Origin of the sequence: Sulfitobacter sp. SK012 (assembly GCF_003352085.1) — a bacterium.
Taxonomy (GTDB): Bacteria; Pseudomonadota; Alphaproteobacteria; order Rhodobacterales; family Rhodobacteraceae; genus Sulfitobacter.
This window is the reverse complement of record NZ_CP025804.1, coordinates 347,914-363,535: the sequence shown is the minus strand read 5'-3', so window position 1 is coordinate 363,535 and position 15,622 is coordinate 347,914. Positions and strand designations below refer to the sequence as shown.

Genomic DNA, 15,622 nt, shown 5'->3' with positions numbered 1-15,622 from the left:
TACATATGACGCCCAAGGTGGTGGTTTTTGACATTGGCAACGTATTGATCGAATGGCTGCCCGAGCGGTTCTATGATGACGTTATCGGTGCTGAGCGGCGGCGTGCGATGTTTTCTGCTGTTGATCTGCAAGCCATGAATGACGATGTCGACCGTGGCGCACATTTCGGCGATTCCGTCCGCGCGTTGGCTGCACAATATCCCGACTGGCATCCCGAAATCATGATGTGGCACGACCGCTGGATCGAAATGGCGTGCCCCGTGATCGACCATTCCGTCCGCCTGATGAAGGCGCTTCAGGCCAATAAAATACCTGTCGTATCGCTCACCAATTTTGGCATCGAGACATATGATTTGGCCGCGATCCACTATCCGTTTTTGCGCGCATTCGACGGCGATTATATCTCCGGGCATATGCAGGTCACCAAACCAGATGCACAGATCTACGCACTTCTTGAAGAAGGCACCGGGCTCAATGGCGACGCCGTTATTTTCACCGATGATCGGGTCGAGAATATCGAAGCGGCCGCCACACGGGGCTGGCAGACGCATCATTTCGAGGGACCGCAAGGCTGGGCTGACAGGTTGGTTGAATCCGGGCTTTTGACCCGCGAACAAGCGCTATGACCCAGATACCGATCATACCCTTTGCCGAGGGCGAAGCCTTATTGGACTGGCTTGCACTCACGGATGCGCTGGCTGCGGGCCACCAACTGCCCAAGGCTGAGATTGGCGATACTTTTCTTTACCGCGGTAAGGACACATTGCTAAGCCGGGCGGCGTGGATCGATGGAATGGGTATGGCGGTGAAATCTGCGACCGTGTTTCCCGAAAATAGCGCCTTGAGCAAACCCAACATCAATGGGGGCGTTAATCTCTACAATGATGCGGATGGCACGCTCGAAGCGATCATTGATTTTCATCTTGTGACCAAGTGGAAAACTGCGGGCGACAGCCTTCTTGCTGCACGTAAGCTTGCCCGCCCCGACAGCCGGTCCATTCTATTGATCGGGGCCGGAGCAGTTACCCGTGCGCTGCACAGCGCTTATTCCGCGGCGTTCCCCAAAGCCCGCTTTATGGTCTGGAACCGAACCCTTGCCCGCGCAGAAGCGATGGCAGCAGAGATCGCGGGCCTTGAGGTTGCGACCGATCTGCAAGACGCCGTCGCGCGAGCTGATATTATCGGCAGTGCGACCATGTCGACGGAACCGGTCCTTAAGGGCGAGTGGCTCCAACCCGGTCAGCACATCGACCTTATTGGCGCTTATCGCCCCAACATGCGCGAGGTTGATGATATGGCTCTGTCGCGAGCGCGGGTTTTTGTCGACAGCATAGACACCACCGTGGGGCACATCGGTGAACTGAAAATCCCTTTAGAGGCAGGCACGTTCAAACGCGAGGATGTCGTGGCAGATTACTACGACCTAGATCGTTTCACCCGCAAGAATGATGACGAAATCACCCTGTGTAAAAATGGCGGTGGCGCACATTTGGACCTGCTGACAAGCCGCTACATACTGGAGCGCTGGAAGGACACGCATTAAGCCCGATCGTCGTCCCAACCCTTGAAATAGTCGCGCTGCCTGTGCCGGCGTGATCTCTCCAATTCCAGATGTGCGGCTAAAGGCATCGCAATAACTTAGCCTTAGACCAACAAAAGTTACGCAGTCTGCACGGCCAATGGCTTTTCGCGGACCGGAAGATGCAACACGGCACTTAGCGCCCCAACGCCTACCCCGATCCACCACACCGTGGTGTAGCTGCCATAGGCATCATACATCCGCCCACCCAGCCAAACACCTAAGAAACTGCCCAGCTGGTGGCTGAAAAAGATGATCCCGTAGAGCGTGCCCATATAGCGCACCCCATAGATATACGCGACCAAACCCGAAGTCAGAGGTACTGTTGCCAGCCACAGTGAGCCCATCACGATGGAGAAAAAGATGACGCTGGTTGGGGTGATCGGAAACATAATGAAGAGTGCCCCTGCAATCGTTCGGCCCGTATAGATGCCAGCCAACAAGTACTTCTTTGAAAACCGGTTGCCGGCCCAACCTGCCAGCAAGGCCCCTCCAATATTGGCCATCCCAATGAGCGAAATCGCAACGGCCCCCAGTGCGCTGGTCGTGGTGACACCAATGCTGTGAAGTACCCCGCCCACCATAATTGGCCCACACAGTTCGGTCACGAAGGCTGGAAAATGCGCGGTGATAAAACCAAGCTGATAGCCGCAGGAAAAGAACCCCAAAAAGATCAACGTATAACTTGGGTCGCGAAAGGCTTTTACGAGCATCTGCCCCATGGTTTCTTCAAGCTCGACGCGGGTATTAACCACAGGTGCGCGCATCATGGGCAGGGTCAGGAGAACCGACAGAATCAGGACCGCAAAAATCATGAAGACCGACTGCCAAGGCATAAACCCCAGCATCCATTCAGCAAGCGGTGGCCCAAAGATTTGCCCAAAGCTGCCTGCTGCCGTGACTACCGCCAACGCCATGGAACGGTTGTCATCCGACGCGGCCCGTCCAACCACAGCGAGGATGACGCCAAACCCGGTTCCCGCAATGCCAAATCCCACTAGCCAAGCGTAGGTTTGATGTTCAAAGGGCGTGGTGGCTCCCGCAGATAACATCATCCCCAGTGCAAAAACCATCGCGCCAATCACAATTGCTTTTCGGTCGCCGATTTTTTCGGCAACCGCCCCAAATATGGGTTGGCCAATCCCCCATGCGAGGTTTTGGATTGCGATGGCCAAAGAAAATTCAGCGCGCAGCCAGCCGAATTCCTCAGCGATCGGTATTTGGAATACGCCAAAGGACGCGCGGATAGCGAAGCTGACCATGATGATGACGCAGCCCACAATTAGAACGGGCGAGAAAAGGGGCGTACGTGGCAGCATCATTGAGGCTCCGAAAAGGTCACGACAGAGTGCGTTTGTTTGGCCGCTGGGTCAATTTAGGAAATTGCACAGGACAGGTTGCTTTTCAAACCTCAGGCGGAAGGTTAGGACTATCTCATGACCAGTTTGCGCGAAATCTATGATGCCAAGATCGCCGACAGCAGCCTGCGCGCCGACCCTGCGCAAGAGGCTGTTTTGCCGGAGTTTGATCGCATCCGCGATGCACTGTTGGTGCCGATCAAAAAAGGTCTATTTCGCAAGCCTGTCGCGCCGCCAAAGGGGCTGTATCTTTGGGGCGGCGTGGGACGTGGCAAATCAATGTTGATGGACCTTTTTGTCGACAACATAGGTGATATCCCGGCGCGTCGTGTGCATTTTCACGCCTTCATGCAGGAAATCCACGGAGCCATGCACGAGGTGCGCAAAACCGGCGTGGATGATGCGATCGCACCTGTGGCTGCAGATGTTGCCGCGTCCGTCAGACTGCTCGCTTTTGACGAGATGCAAATCACCGACATCACCGATGCGATGATCGTGGGGCGGTTGTTTCAGGCGCTTTTTGCGGCTGGGGTGGTGGTGATCACGACGTCCAACCGCGTGCCGGACGACCTGTATAAACACGGGCTGAATCGAGATTTGTTTTTGCCCTTTATCGAGTTGATCAAAGACCAGATGGAAGTGTGGGAGTTAACCAGCCCGACGGATTACCGCCAAGACAGGCTGGCCGGTAGCCAAATATACTTCAGCCCCGTAAACGCTGACAGCCGCAGTGCGATGAATGCCGTATGGGACGATTTGGCAGGCGGTGCAGGGGAGCCTTTGACCTTGCGCGTTAAGGGCCGCGACGTGGTGATCCCCGCGTTTCGCAATGCAGTGGCCCGGTCGGGGTTTCATGATCTGTGCGGACGCGCATTGGGGGCCGGTGATTATCTCGCGCTGGCCGAAGCGGTGCGTGTTTTGTTGCTTGATGATATTCCGACGCTGGGGCGCAGCAATTTCAACGAAGCAAAACGTTTTGTGACCCTGATCGACGCGCTTTATGAGGCGCGTGTGCGCCTGATTTGCTCTGCCGCTGCCCAACCCGAGATGCTGTACCTAGAAGGCGAAGGCAGTTTTGAGTTTGAGCGCACAGCTTCGCGTCTACACGAGATGCAAGCAGAGGGCTGGGGTCTTTGATCACCGGCTAACTGCAACTTAAGCGTTTTCTCGCAAGATGTTGCCAGCCAGATAAAGCGATCCGCAAATAAGAATCCGTGCTGTGGGATCGTCTTGGACAATTTGTGCAACAGCGCTCTGCACATCTTGTGCCACTTCTGCATTGATACCTTCGGACTTAGCCGCTTCGGCGGTGGTCGCCGCGGGCAAAGTATTTGCCTCACCTGGAATTGAGACCGCAAAAAGCGTCGTCGTATGCGGCGTAAGAGGACGCAGGTAACCACCGATGTCCTTTGTGTTGAGCATTCCACAAATCATGTAGGTCGCTCGCTTGGGCAGCTCAGATAGATGGGCGGCAAGAGCCTTGCCTGCCGCTGGATTGTGACCGCCATCCAGCCAAACTTCCGCTGCGCCTGCCGCATCAATTAGCGGGCCGCTCCGCAATCGCTGCATGCGTGCTGGCCAAAAGGCAGTTGTAACGGCTGCCTCACAGGCATCCGCATTCAAACCAAGGTGCCGGAGGGCGGTCAACGCAGCGCCAGCATTCTGCACCTGATGCGCACCGGGCAGATTGGGCATAGGCAGATCCAAAAGACCTGTTTCGTCTTGGTAGACCATGCGCCCAGCCTCGCGGTTGATATGCCACTGCTGACCATAAGCCGACAAGGGTGCGCCATGCCGAGTAGCGATCTGTTCGATAACTTCCAGTGCCACCTCTTCTTGTGGGCCGACAATGCAAGGCACGCGCCGCTTGATAATACCGGCTTTTTCACCTGCGATTTCGGGCAATGTGTTTCCCAAAAACTGTTGGTGGTCGATAGAGATCGGCGTGATGACACACAGCGCCGGCGTATCGATCACATTGGTCGCATCCAGCCTACCGCCCAACCCGACTTCCAGCAAAGTGTAATCGGCTGGGGTCCGGGCAAAGGCGAGGATCGCGGCACAGGTTGTAATCTCAAAATAGGTAATGTTTTTGCCGCCATTCGCAGCATAACATTCATCCAGCACGGCGGTCAGTGTGCTCTCCGAAATAAGCTCACTTGCGACACGAATACGCTCATGAAACCGGGCCAAGTGCGGCGAGGTATAGGCGTGCACCTTGTGGCCAGCCGCTTCTAGGCCCGCGCGGATCATGGCCTGGGTTGATCCCTTGCCGTTGGTTCCTGCGATGTGAATCACAGGCGGCAGATCGTTCTGTGGATTGCCCAAATCTTCGAGCAGACTCCACATCCGGTCCAGCGTGAAATCGATCACTTTGGGGTGCAGCGCCATCATCCGCTCAAGGATGACATCCGAGGTGGCCGCGTTCATTTTTCGGGCACAGTTTGCGCTGCTTCATCGGGCGAAAGGCCGTGCGGCACATCACCACCTTCGGACGGCGCAGGCAAATCACCACGCACCGCAGGTGGCAATCCCATCAGCATCCGAACAATCGAGATCAACTCATCTCTCATCTTCAGTCGGGTCGTCACGCGATCAAGCATACCATGATCCAGCAAATATTCCGCGCGCTGGAAACCCTCAGGCAGCTTTTCACGGATCGTCTGTTCGATCACACGCGGCCCGGCAAAGCAAATCAACGCGTTTGGTTCGGCGATGTGCACATCGCCCAACATCGCATAGCTCGCGGTCACGCCACCTGAGGTCGGGTGGGTCAACACCACAATATAGGGCAGCCCTGCCTCTTTGAGCATCTGAATCGCAACTGTCGTGCGGGGCATCTGCATCAAAGACAAGATACCTTCCTGCATGCGCGCGCCGCCAGCGGCAGAGAACAAAATCAACGGACGCTTAAGCTTTACCGCCTCTTCAGCGGCAGCAACGATCGCGTTGCCCACGTACATCCCCATAGAGCCCGCCATAAAACCAAAGTCCTGAGCGGCGGCAACAATCGGCGTGCGGCCCATTTCCCCGCTGGCAACAAGCATTGCCTCGGCTTCGCCGGTGGTTTTTTGCGCGGTTTTCAGGCGGTCGGGGTATTTCTTTTGGTCGCGAAAGTTCAGCGGATCAGCAGTCGGTGCAGGCACCTTGATCTCAGCAAAAATCCCACCATCAAAAAGGGCAGTGAATCTGTCACGCGGCGTGATCCCCATGTGATGCCCACAGCTGGTGCACACATTAAGGTTTTCGCTGATTTCGCGGTGAAACAGCATCGTCCCGCATTCGTCACATTTGGTCCACAGATTCTCAGGCGTTTCACGGCGCGAAAAGATCGAGTTGATCCGAGGTCGGACGTAGTTCGAAATCCAGTTCATGGGCAGACCTATTTGGGCAATATCGCTTACTGAGATAAGGCGCGCCGAAGGGAAATGCAATCAGCGCCGCAAGGCCAAGCGCGCAGCCAGCCAAGACACAAACATCATCGCAAAGTCGACAGGCAGCCAAGCCCCCAACATTTCGGCGTCTTCAAGACCAAACGGCGCAAGATAAAGCGCCAACCCAGAGAGTTGATCTGGCATAGAAACGATCAAAATCGCTGAGACATTATTGCAAAAGTGAACCGCAATCGCGGGACCAATAGATCCTGCGCGGGCCGTTAGGTCCGCCATAAGCAACCCGAAAACCCCAGCCCAAATGGCAATTGTCAGGGCGTTCTCACCGGCCGCTGCGGGGATGTAGTGGCCCAAGCCAAATAGAAGCGATGGCAGCACCATCCACATCCAAGGCGTACGGTACCGCGCGGCAAGTTGCTGTTGAATATACCCTCGAAAGAACACCTCTTCGCCGCTGACCTGCACCAGCACAGCCAGCAAAGACAGCGGTAAAAACAGCGCCCAGCGGCCGAATGGCATGTTGGGGACCAGTGGACCACCCATGTCCCATGGCGGCAGGATTGCAACAACCAACCCTAAAGCGATCAGCATCACTGTGACTGTGAAAAACTGTGGGATGGCGACGGTGAGGGGGCCAAAGAGGCTAAGTGCAGAGCGGCGGTGCAAAATGCGTACCACAATGGCAGGGCTGATCAGCATCATCACAAAACTAAACAGCGTTAGGTACATCGACAGAACCGTCCGGCCGGTTTCGATATCTCTGACCAAGTTGGGAACCGAGCCTGCGATTGAGAACATCACTTGAAAAAATAGCAAACTCAACGCCGCATAAATCGCAGCAAACATCACTAAGCCAACAGCAAACCGCCAGAGCTCGCTTTTTTCACGCGCTGGCTCATAAAACAGAATGTGGGCGGGGTATGTGAAGAAAAGGCTCATTCTTTTTCGGGCGGTGCTTCAATTGAACGCGATGTGGGGCGTTGTCCTCGCGGAACATCCAACCCCGTTTGGCGCAACAATTCTGCCGCACCAGACAGATGGCCTCCCACGGTGCGCAGCAAACTCAGCAGGATCGCCTTGTCATCCTCCAGCACCGATCGGAACTGATCCGCACCCACCCTAAGGAATGTGGTGTCCTCTACCGTCGTCAGGTTCAACTGGCGTGGCTCATTGAGGATAATCGCCAGATCACCAATCAACCGTCCCGGTTCAACGGTTGAAATAAGCTGCACCGCACCTTCTGCATCGATAAACGACAGTTCAGCCAGACCGCTCAAACAGATATAAACCGCATCTGGGGGTTCGCCTTCGGTAAATATCCGCGTGTCCGGTGGAGCTTCAAACCACTGCGCAGCAAAGGCTAACAACCGTTGGCTGCGCGCATCCAAATCGATGAACAAAGGGTTACTTTGGATGATCGATAGCTTGCGACCCAAATCACTCGCGACACCGTCGTCACGGTCAGCATCCCTCGGTGTCTCTACACCTTCTAGACGGCCGTTGGTGATCTCAACAAACAAATCAAAGCTGTCGGGATCATCAAAATGATCATCCAAATAGATCTGGGTTGTTTCAGGCAAAAGCTTGTGAAGGCGGTTACGAATTTCTGCGTGATCATCGGTATCTTGACTGGCCAGCGGTTGGTTAAAGACCAGTAGATCAGGACGCTTGATCCCTGCCCGACTGAACGCTGCGCGTTCCTGAAAGGCCGCTGGAAGATTGCTGCCGCCGATCGTCGCCTGAAAGCCAAAGATGTTCGTCGACACCAACTGCTTAAGATCGTGGCGCTCCAACACTTCCGACACAACATCCTCGATCAGATCAGCCTGCACACCTGCCACCATCGAAATCCGGCCATAAAGCATGTTTTCTAGCAAGGTCAGCCTTGGCAGGTAATTCCTAGGGTCGATGGGAATAAACAAACTCTTTGCACGTTCACGCAGAGCCGGTGCCTCGGTCCGGCGAAGGGCAAGGATCTCTTTTTTGAAGCTTTCTGGAAAAGCTGGGCCAATTTGTTCTGCAGTAAAAGCGAAGGGAACAGTTAGCAGTAACGCAAACTCTTCTTCGGTCAGAGCGCCATCTCCGGACTTGGCGCGGCGCAGCGCGATATCCACCAGCTGTTCATAAAGTCTGTCTTCGATTCCAAGCGCGGTGAACAACGGATGATTGGTACCGTCCTTGCCAAAAGTTTCGTGCAACGTCTCGACAAGCGTCTGGGAGATCGCGATGCCCTGTTCGGCGAGGCCTTGTTCGATGATCATTGACAAGAACCTCTTTTCCCCAGCCAGTGCAGATTGGCTGATTTCCCGACGCGGGGAAGCAAACATCAAGTTGCCGCCCAAGGGTAAGGCTGGGTTAAAGGTCTCTGGATCAAACCGGTACACCGCTTGGTCCAAACCCTCGGCCTTGAGGCGCTCACGTATTTCACCACGGAGCGCCACTAAGCGGCGCGCGAGCTGTGGGTGATCTTCTTGTTCCATCCTAGAATGCAACATGCTGCGGAACATCAGCTCATCGATCCCCATTGCCTGAGCCAACTCAAACCACCAATGATCGACATCATCTTGGCTGCGCAGTCCGGCAAGCTCCGGATCGAGCCATTCAGCATCAAGGCTGTCGAGGCTGTTGCCCGCGCGCCGCGCCTCGATCCCTTCACGATCAAGTTGCTTTGGGTCCCACAAGACGGTCTTTGGGCTGGTTCGGAGCGGCATCAAGAGGTTGTCGCCGATAGTTCCCTTAAAGAGATAAGGCTGCGCATGGGCGTACCCGACCCGCGCAGCAATCACGGCCTGATGCAGCGTCGCCAGATCATATTCACCTATGCGAACAGACCCACGCTGCGGACTGATCTCGCGCGTTAAGACCTCTGCCAATGCGGTGCGTGTTGCCTGATTGGCAACCTTTATCGCAACCTGCGACCCGGCAGGGATGTCCAGCGACAGACCGTCAAGCAATGTGTTACCGTCGTGATCGCGGACAGTGACGTTGCTCAGCGCGATGTCACCTTTCAAATGTGGTGTCTCATCAGGCTGGCCTTCAAAAAGTTCCGCCTCAATCATGCCTTTCGGAGCGAAACGTTCGATCACAACTTCCCAGCGCAAGGCCATATCTTGGGTCTGGTTGTAGTAGGTTAACAGCTCTTTCCAAGGACCGCTTAGATCCTTGTAGGCGGCAAGTGCTGCAACCAAAGCGCCCACTGTAATTTCGCCACGAATGGCAAGGTAACCGCCCACTAAATAGAAGAAAAATGGTGTCAGCTGCGTAATGAAGTTGTTGAGGAACTTCATGAAGAATTTCTTTTGGTAGATCTCAAAACGAATTTGAAACAACCGTCCTAAACGCTGGGTAAAACCCGCTAACCTAAATCGCCAACCGCCGTTTGTGCGCAGATCGGTAATGCCTGCAGCCGTCTCGCCGATTTCGGCGGAAAAGTTTCGGACCTCAACAATGCGTTCTTTGTTCAGCAGGTTAATCTGGCGCTGCAGCATAGGGATGATCCACGCCTGCAACGGAATCAGTGCAATACCAGCAAGGCCAAACCACACCGATTGCATAAACAAAAACGCAACGATGATCAGCATCTGCCCGGCTTGAAACGCCGGTTGCGCCACGGCATCACCCATCAGACCGCCCATTGGTTCAGCTTCAGACGTGACCATGCTGACCAGCTCGCCCTGACTGGTGGTCTGGAAATAACTGCTCGGAAACCGCATCATCCGCGAGATCAGCTGATAGCGAAACCGCCGCAAGAGCCGCTCTGCCAAGATGCCCTTCATGGTGTTGAGGCGCATTTTCATCAACCCGTGCGCAATGACAGCGGCAAGGTATGCCAAACACAAAAGAAGCAGCAACTGCATCTGGGTCATATAATAACCGAAGAACGCAACATTCTCACTCGACGCACCGATGGCGTCGTTAATGATCCGCTTAGGAAGCTCTAGCGTGGCGTACAGAAACGGGAAGGTGAAGATCGTGAAGGCCAGCAAAAATAGCTGGTCGCGTCTGGAGTACTTCCAGATGAAGGCGAAGATGCTTGGTTCCAAGGGTAGGCTTTCTGGAGGGTTCCGGGGTTTTTCCAACCTAAGCGTTCGGACCTCGTGATACAACGCGACGCGCTCAAGACTTGCAGCAAGACCGTCACAGGACTATTCCGGTGCAAATCCAATTGTTCCGGAGAATGCCCCATGGCTATCAACACCCGCTTTGACAAATCCAAACTGCCCAGCCGCCATGTGACCGAAGGGCCCGCACGCGCGCCGCATCGGTCGTATTATTACGCGATGGGCATGACCGAGGAAGAAATCCACCAGCCTTTGGTTGGCGTCGCGACCTGCTGGAACGAAGCTGCCCCGTGCAACATCGCGCTGAGCCGTCAAGCGCAGGCCGTCAAGGAAGGTGTGAAATCCGAACAGGGCACACCGCGTGAATTCACCACCATCACTGTCACGGACGGCATCGCCATGGGCCACGAAGGGATGCGGTCTTCGTTGGCATCCCGCGAGGCGATTGCGGACACGGTTGAACTGACGATGCGCGGCCACTGCTATGACGCGATTGTTGGGCTTGCAGGGTGTGACAAATCCCTGCCCGGCATGATGATGGCAATGATCCGTCTGAATGTACCGTCGGTATTCCTGTATGGTGGATCAATCCTGCCAGGTAAGGCCCCAAAAGGCGCTGCCGTTCCCCAGTCCTTTGCAGACCGCGACTTGACCGTTCAGGATATGTTTGAAGCGGTTGGCAACTACCAATCCGGCACAATGACCGAAGCCGAGCTTGAAATCCTAGAGCGCGTCGCATGCCCTTCTGCAGGGGCCTGTGGCGGCCAGTTTACGGCGAACACCATGGCTTGCGTATCTGAAGCGATCGGCCTCGCGCTGCCAAATTCGTCGGGCATGCCTGCGCCCTATTTGGACCGTGATGAATATGGGCGCGCGTCAGGTGCCGCTGTTATGCACCTGATCGAGAAAAACATCCGCGCCCGCGACATCGTCACGCGCCAATCATTGGAAAACGCAGCACGTATCGTCGCCTGTACTGGTGGATCGACCAACGCAGGACTTCACTTGCCTGCAATGGCTCATGAAGCCGGCATCGATTTCTTCCTTGATGACGTCTGCGAAATTTTCCGCGACACGCCCTATTTCGTCGATATGAAACCGGGCGGGGCGTATGTGGCCAAAGACCTGTATGAGGCTGGCGGTGTCCCTGTTGTAATGAATGAGCTGCGCAAAGCAGGCCTCATCCATCTCGATTGCATGACTGCAACGGGTTATTCCATGGGTGAAGTGCTGGACCAAGTCACCCGCCAAGCGGACGGCAAAGTCATCCACTCTGTTGCGGCCCCTCTCAGCAAAACGGGCGGTGTTGTTGGCCTCAAAGGTAACCTCGCGCCTGAAGGTGCCATCGTTAAAATCGCGGGCATGTCCGACGAGGACATCGTGTTTACTGGCCCCGCGCTTGTGTTTGAATGCGAGCAAGATGCCTTTGAGGCAGTGCAAAACCGCACTTACTCAGAAGGCGACGTATTTGTCATCCGCAACGAAGGGCCCGCAGGCGGCCCCGGCATGCGCGAGATGCTGGCAACGACGGCAGCTTTGTCCGGTCAGGGCATGGGCAAGAAGGTCGCACTAATTACTGACGGACGTTTTTCTGGCGCGACACGCGGATTTTGTGTCGGGCATGTGGGGCCAGAAGCCGCGCATGGCGGACCAATTGCGCTGTTGAAAAATGGTGACCAGATCACTCTCAACGCGATTGAGGGGTCCATTAGCGTGGATCTGACGGATGATGAACTTGCCACGCGCAAAGCTGCTTGGACGGGGGCGCGCGAAACGCTTTATGCCTCTGGTGCTTTGTGGAAATACGCACAATTGGTTGGGCCAACTTATCTGGGTGCGGTGACACATCCTGGCGCAAAATTGGAGCGTCACGACTACATGGACCTTTAATCTGCGGGCCTTCATCCTTTGCATAATCCTGCTTGCAGGCTGCGAGACCACGGGAAACACAGCTTTTCCGGGCCTCGTAGGCTCAACCAAAGGCAAGGCACCCCTGGGTCAGGCATTGATGATGGAAGGGGCGGTCGCACTTGTGCCGCCCCGAGGCTACTGCATCGACCGCAAAAGTTTGAAATCGAACTTTGCGTTACTGGCGCGCTGCGACGTGCTTGGGGCCAATACCAGCAGTAGGAACGCACCATTTGGGTTTATCACTGTCAGTTTCTCAGAAACTGAGACCCCTGATGTGCTGCCGACGCCAAAACAAATCGCCAAGGCAACAAAAGTCAGCGCACCACAGAGCATCCGCTCATCCAAAGATTATACAGTTTTTCAAGCCCGTAGCCCCTCCCCGATTGATGGCATGGACAGCCGGCACTGGCGCAGCGTGGCCCTGATTGGGGGGCATGTGATGAGTGCTGTGCTCTACGGTCCCAAGGCCCAGCGCGCCGTAACTGTTGAAGGGCGTGACATGCTGCGTTCGCTGGTGCAGCGCAGCATTCAAAAGACCCCTGCGCAATAACCGACGTCAAATGCCGCAGTTCAGTTGAATGAAACCAATTCGCTGGATACACTAACCGAACAGGCAAAAAGGCAGCGCAAGATGGCCAAACTCGGCGGTAACTTTCTAGACAAGGCGTTCTATGCCCGTTCCATCGGCAGATGGGCGCGTGCGGCGCGTCTTGCGATGTCAGCGGACCTGCCCAGCCTGCGCAAACAACGGCTGCGCGCGCGCCAGCTCAAGGCGCATCTAGACGGGTTAATTCACATTGCTGATGCGCGGTTGGCCTTGCCGATGATCGGATCCACCAGCTTTCCTAAACCGCATAACGCAGATTGGTCTTGGCGACCTGAGCTGTGGCGTGGGCCTTTGGCCACGCCTGGCATATCGTCGGTACAGACCAAATCTATGTTGGGCAAAGAGATCACGCTATTTCACGACTGCGAAGTCTCAGAGCTGACCCTGCGCCAACTGCGCAATACACGCGAAGCCGATCTTGCTCCGTACGGGCTGCGGATGGATGTGTTTCGTTTTGATGGTTCGTTCCTGTCGTTGGTGATTGATTTGCCGGATGCCGGGGTCACCGGGCTCAAGCGCAATCATCTTTTGCGGATGGATGCCATTGTAGAGCTGGAAAAGCCGCTTGAGATTTTTGCCCGACTTAACATCAAAAACGGGCCCAACACCGAGCAGGTTGTCCGCGAAATGCCGCTGGATCAGAATGCGATCACGGTGGAGTTTGATTTGGCATATTCCAACCTGAATGAACGCCGCGTCGAGGGTGCGTGGATTGACCTGATCTTTGAAGGCCCCGAGATGAACCAGGTTGTCTTACGCGACCTGACATTCTCGCGACGGCCCCGCGCCCAACTTTAGGACACCGCAATGAGTACGCTTGAACTGACCAAAACAAAAATGCGCAACGGTGTCTGGGAAGGCATTGTCCCCGCCTCAGCAGAAAACCGTCCTCGGATCGCAGTGACGCATCTGGGCAAACCCGTCGAGAGCGTAAGCCTCAACCACAGCGCTGAGCAGGCGCACTGGTTAGTCCAAATTCCGATCCCACAAGAAGCGATTGCCGATGGCATTCAGACCCTGCTGATTCAAGATCAGGCCAGACAAGAGCAAATCGGCAGCATCACATTGATGGCCGGCGAGGCTTTGGGCGACGACATGCGCGCTGAAATTAACCTTTTGCGCGACGAATTGGACATGCTCAAGCGCGCCTTTCGCCGCCATTGTCTGGAGACAATGTAAGCCAACCTGCTCTGTAGATTTGCTTCAAAAAGGGTGATGAATTGTTCAGTAGACCTGGGTTGTTCCGCGATTGTAGTATCTAACCCAGCAAACCAATCATTTCTTCAACTCGGCTGCCCATCCGGTTCGATCAAATTGAGTCGAAACGAAAAAGGCCCGCCATCGCTGACGGGCCTTTCTGTCTATATTAACAACGCTGCTTAGTCGTTGGGGCCAAGCGCGGAAAGGCCAGTGAGGATATCGATGGCATAGGCCAGTTGATAATCCTCTTCGCGCAGTGCCGCGGCTGTGTCGGCCTTGGCACGGTCGGCTTCAATCTGCTTGATCTCGTCCTCGCTCAGGCTGTCGTTGTTCAAGCTTCCGCGCAGATCTGCTTCCGAGCGTGAGCGACGTGGTGCTTCATCAGTTTCTTCGTCTTCAGCACGGCGACGGGGCTGAACCACAACAATGTCAGGTGACACACCCAGCGCCTGGATCGACCGACCCGATGGCGTGTAATACCGCGCTGTGGTCAGGCGCATCGCACCTTCACCGCGCAATGGCATGACCGTCTGGACCGACCCTTTGCCAAAGCTCTTAGTGCCCACGACCACCGCACGGCGGTGATCTTGCAACGCACCAGCAACAATCTCGGACGCTGAGGCAGAGCCCCCGTTAATCAGCACCACAATCGGCTTGCCGCCAGTCAGGTCGCCCGGTTTGGCGTTGAAACGCTCGCCATCGGCCACATCGCGTCCCCGCGTACTGACGATCTCGCCTTCTTCAAGGAACGCATCCGACACAGCAATCGCTTGGTTCAGCAAGCCGCCGGGGTTGTTGCGCAAATCGATGACAAAACCGTTTACCTTGTCCATCCCGCCGGCTTCCTCGACCAATTTTTCGAGGTTTTCTTTCATTTTCGGATAGGTCTGTTCGTTGAACGTCGTCAGGCGCAGCACGACCGTGTCGCCTTCGGTACGTGCACGTACCGCTGTCAGCTCAATGGTGTCACGGATGATTGAGACATCAAATGGCTCCGACTCGCCTTCGCGCACGACGGTGATAATGATCTCAGACCCAACCGGGCCACGCATCAGTTCAACCGCGTCATCAAGCGTCAGACCCAGCAGGCTTTCGCCATCAACATGTGTGATAAAATCGCCAGACTCGATCCCCGCTTCGTCGGCGGGCGTGCCGTCGATGGGTGAGATGACTTTAACAAAGCCCTCATCTTGCGAAACTTCGATACCCAAACCACCAAATTCGCCACGCGTCTGTTCGCGCATTTTCAACGCGTCTTTGGGCGACAAATAGCTCGAATGTGGATCCAGCGACGTCAGCATGCCCTGAATAGCGGCTTCGACCAGCTCGCCGGGCTCTACTTCTTCAACGTATTGTGCGCGAATACGCTCAAAGATATCGCCAAAAAGGTCTAGTTGTTCATAAACATTGGAGGTCTTTGCAGACTCCTGTGCAAGCAGAGGCCCTGCGATCTGCGTTGTCGCCAACACGCCGGCAACGGTGCCGCCCAGTGCTGCCATCACGAATTTCTTCAT

The 15,622-nt window shown here is 55.4% G+C and carries 13 protein-coding genes; 7 read left to right on the top strand and 6 right to left on the bottom strand.

Annotation, left to right across the window (positions count from 1 at the left end):
- Positions 1–5 precede the first annotated feature (5 nt).
- Positions 6–626: an HAD-IA family hydrolase gene (locus C1J03_RS01680; protein ID WP_114883064.1), complete on the top strand. Its 621-nt coding sequence runs from the start codon at positions 6–8 to the stop codon at positions 624–626.
- On the top strand, positions 623–1,543 hold the full coding sequence (locus tag C1J03_RS01675) for an ornithine cyclodeaminase family protein (RefSeq protein ID WP_114883063.1): 921 nt from the start codon (positions 623–625) through the stop codon (positions 1,541–1,543). The genes C1J03_RS01680 and C1J03_RS01675 overlap by 4 nt, the downstream gene beginning before the upstream one ends.
- Positions 1,544–1,659: 116 nt before the next feature.
- Here C1J03_RS01675 and C1J03_RS01670 read toward each other — a convergent pair whose 3' ends face one another.
- The gene (locus C1J03_RS01670; RefSeq protein ID WP_114888794.1) at positions 1,660–2,898 is read right to left on the bottom strand and encodes an MFS transporter; all 1,239 of its coding nucleotides are present in this window, start codon (positions 2,896–2,898) and stop codon (positions 1,660–1,662) included.
- A gap of 117 nt (positions 2,899–3,015) precedes the next feature.
- Between C1J03_RS01670 and zapE the strand changes: the two genes are divergently transcribed.
- Positions 3,016–4,074: a cell division protein ZapE gene (gene zapE, locus C1J03_RS01665; protein ID WP_114883062.1), complete on the top strand. Its 1,059-nt coding sequence runs from the start codon at positions 3,016–3,018 to the stop codon at positions 4,072–4,074.
- An 18-nt stretch (positions 4,075–4,092) separates the two neighbouring features.
- Here the strand turns inward: zapE and C1J03_RS01660 are convergent, their stop codons facing one another.
- The 4 genes from C1J03_RS01660 to C1J03_RS01645 are packed head-to-tail and all read right to left on the bottom strand — an operon-like array spanning position 4,093 to position 10,372.
- Positions 4,093–5,367, bottom strand: coding sequence for a bifunctional folylpolyglutamate synthase/dihydrofolate synthase (locus tag C1J03_RS01660; RefSeq protein WP_114883061.1), 1,275 nt, complete (start codon positions 5,365–5,367; stop codon positions 4,093–4,095).
- Complete coding sequence (gene accD, locus C1J03_RS01655) at positions 5,364–6,311, bottom strand: acetyl-CoA carboxylase, carboxyltransferase subunit beta (protein WP_114883060.1); 948 nt, start codon at positions 6,309–6,311, stop codon at positions 5,364–5,366. Before accD ends, C1J03_RS01660 begins: the two co-directional genes overlap by 4 nt.
- A 60-nt stretch (positions 6,312–6,371) precedes the next feature.
- Positions 6,372–7,268, bottom strand: a complete 897-nt coding sequence (locus tag C1J03_RS01650; RefSeq protein ID WP_114883059.1) for a CPBP family intramembrane glutamic endopeptidase — start codon at positions 7,266–7,268, stop codon at positions 6,372–6,374.
- The gene (locus tag C1J03_RS01645; protein WP_114883058.1) at positions 7,265–10,372 is read right to left on the bottom strand and encodes an ABC transporter transmembrane domain-containing protein; all 3,108 of its coding nucleotides are present in this window, start codon (positions 10,370–10,372) and stop codon (positions 7,265–7,267) included. The genes C1J03_RS01650 and C1J03_RS01645 overlap by 4 nt, the downstream gene beginning before the upstream one ends.
- Before the next feature lie 141 nt (positions 10,373–10,513).
- Here C1J03_RS01645 and ilvD point away from each other — a divergent pair, with 141 nt between their 5' ends.
- From ilvD to C1J03_RS01625, 4 genes are all read left to right on the top strand, one after another.
- Positions 10,514–12,280 (top strand): dihydroxy-acid dehydratase, encoded by a 1,767-nt coding sequence (gene ilvD / locus C1J03_RS01640; protein ID WP_114883057.1) that lies wholly within the window; start codon positions 10,514–10,516, stop codon positions 12,278–12,280.
- A gap of 118 nt (positions 12,281–12,398) precedes the next feature.
- Positions 12,399–12,851, top strand: a complete 453-nt coding sequence (locus C1J03_RS01635; protein WP_114883056.1) for a hypothetical protein — start codon at positions 12,399–12,401, stop codon at positions 12,849–12,851.
- Positions 12,852–12,932: 81 nt separating this feature from the next.
- Entirely contained in the window at positions 12,933–13,706 is a 774-nt protein-coding gene (locus tag C1J03_RS01630) for a DUF6478 family protein (protein WP_114883055.1), read from the top strand.
- 9 nt (positions 13,707–13,715) lie between these two features.
- Positions 13,716–14,087, top strand: coding sequence for a hypothetical protein (locus C1J03_RS01625; RefSeq protein WP_114883054.1), 372 nt, complete (start codon positions 13,716–13,718; stop codon positions 14,085–14,087).
- 200 nt (positions 14,088–14,287) lie between these two features.
- Here the strand turns inward: C1J03_RS01625 and C1J03_RS01620 are convergent, their stop codons facing one another.
- Positions 14,288–15,622 (bottom strand): S41 family peptidase, encoded by a 1,335-nt coding sequence (locus C1J03_RS01620; RefSeq protein WP_114883053.1) that lies wholly within the window; start codon positions 15,620–15,622, stop codon positions 14,288–14,290.

Coding starts and splice junctions, on each gene's coding strand:
- C1J03_RS01650 (WP_114883059.1), bottom strand. CDS start 7,268: ATGAGCCTTTTCTTCACATACCCCGCCCACATTCTGTTTTATGAGCCA.
- C1J03_RS01630 (WP_114883055.1), top strand. CDS start 12,933: ATGGCCAAACTCGGCGGTAACTTTCTAGACAAGGCGTTCTATGCCCGT.
- ilvD (WP_114883057.1), top strand. CDS start 10,514: ATGGCTATCAACACCCGCTTTGACAAATCCAAACTGCCCAGCCGCCAT.
- C1J03_RS01660 (WP_114883061.1), bottom strand. CDS start 5,367: ATGAACGCGGCCACCTCGGATGTCATCCTTGAGCGGATGATGGCGCTG.
- C1J03_RS01680 (WP_114883064.1), top strand. CDS start 6: ATGACGCCCAAGGTGGTGGTTTTTGACATTGGCAACGTATTGATCGAA.
- accD (WP_114883060.1), bottom strand. CDS start 6,311: ATGAACTGGATTTCGAACTACGTCCGACCTCGGATCAACTCGATCTTT.
- zapE (WP_114883062.1), top strand. CDS start 3,016: ATGACCAGTTTGCGCGAAATCTATGATGCCAAGATCGCCGACAGCAGC.
- C1J03_RS01625 (WP_114883054.1), top strand. CDS start 13,716: ATGAGTACGCTTGAACTGACCAAAACAAAAATGCGCAACGGTGTCTGG.
- C1J03_RS01620 (WP_114883053.1), bottom strand. CDS start 15,622: ATGAAGAAATTCGTGATGGCAGCACTGGGCGGCACCGTTGCCGGCGTG.
- C1J03_RS01635 (WP_114883056.1), top strand. CDS start 12,399: ATGATGGAAGGGGCGGTCGCACTTGTGCCGCCCCGAGGCTACTGCATC.
- C1J03_RS01670 (WP_114888794.1), bottom strand. CDS start 2,898: ATGCTGCCACGTACGCCCCTTTTCTCGCCCGTTCTAATTGTGGGCTGC.
- C1J03_RS01675 (WP_114883063.1), top strand. CDS start 623: ATGACCCAGATACCGATCATACCCTTTGCCGAGGGCGAAGCCTTATTG.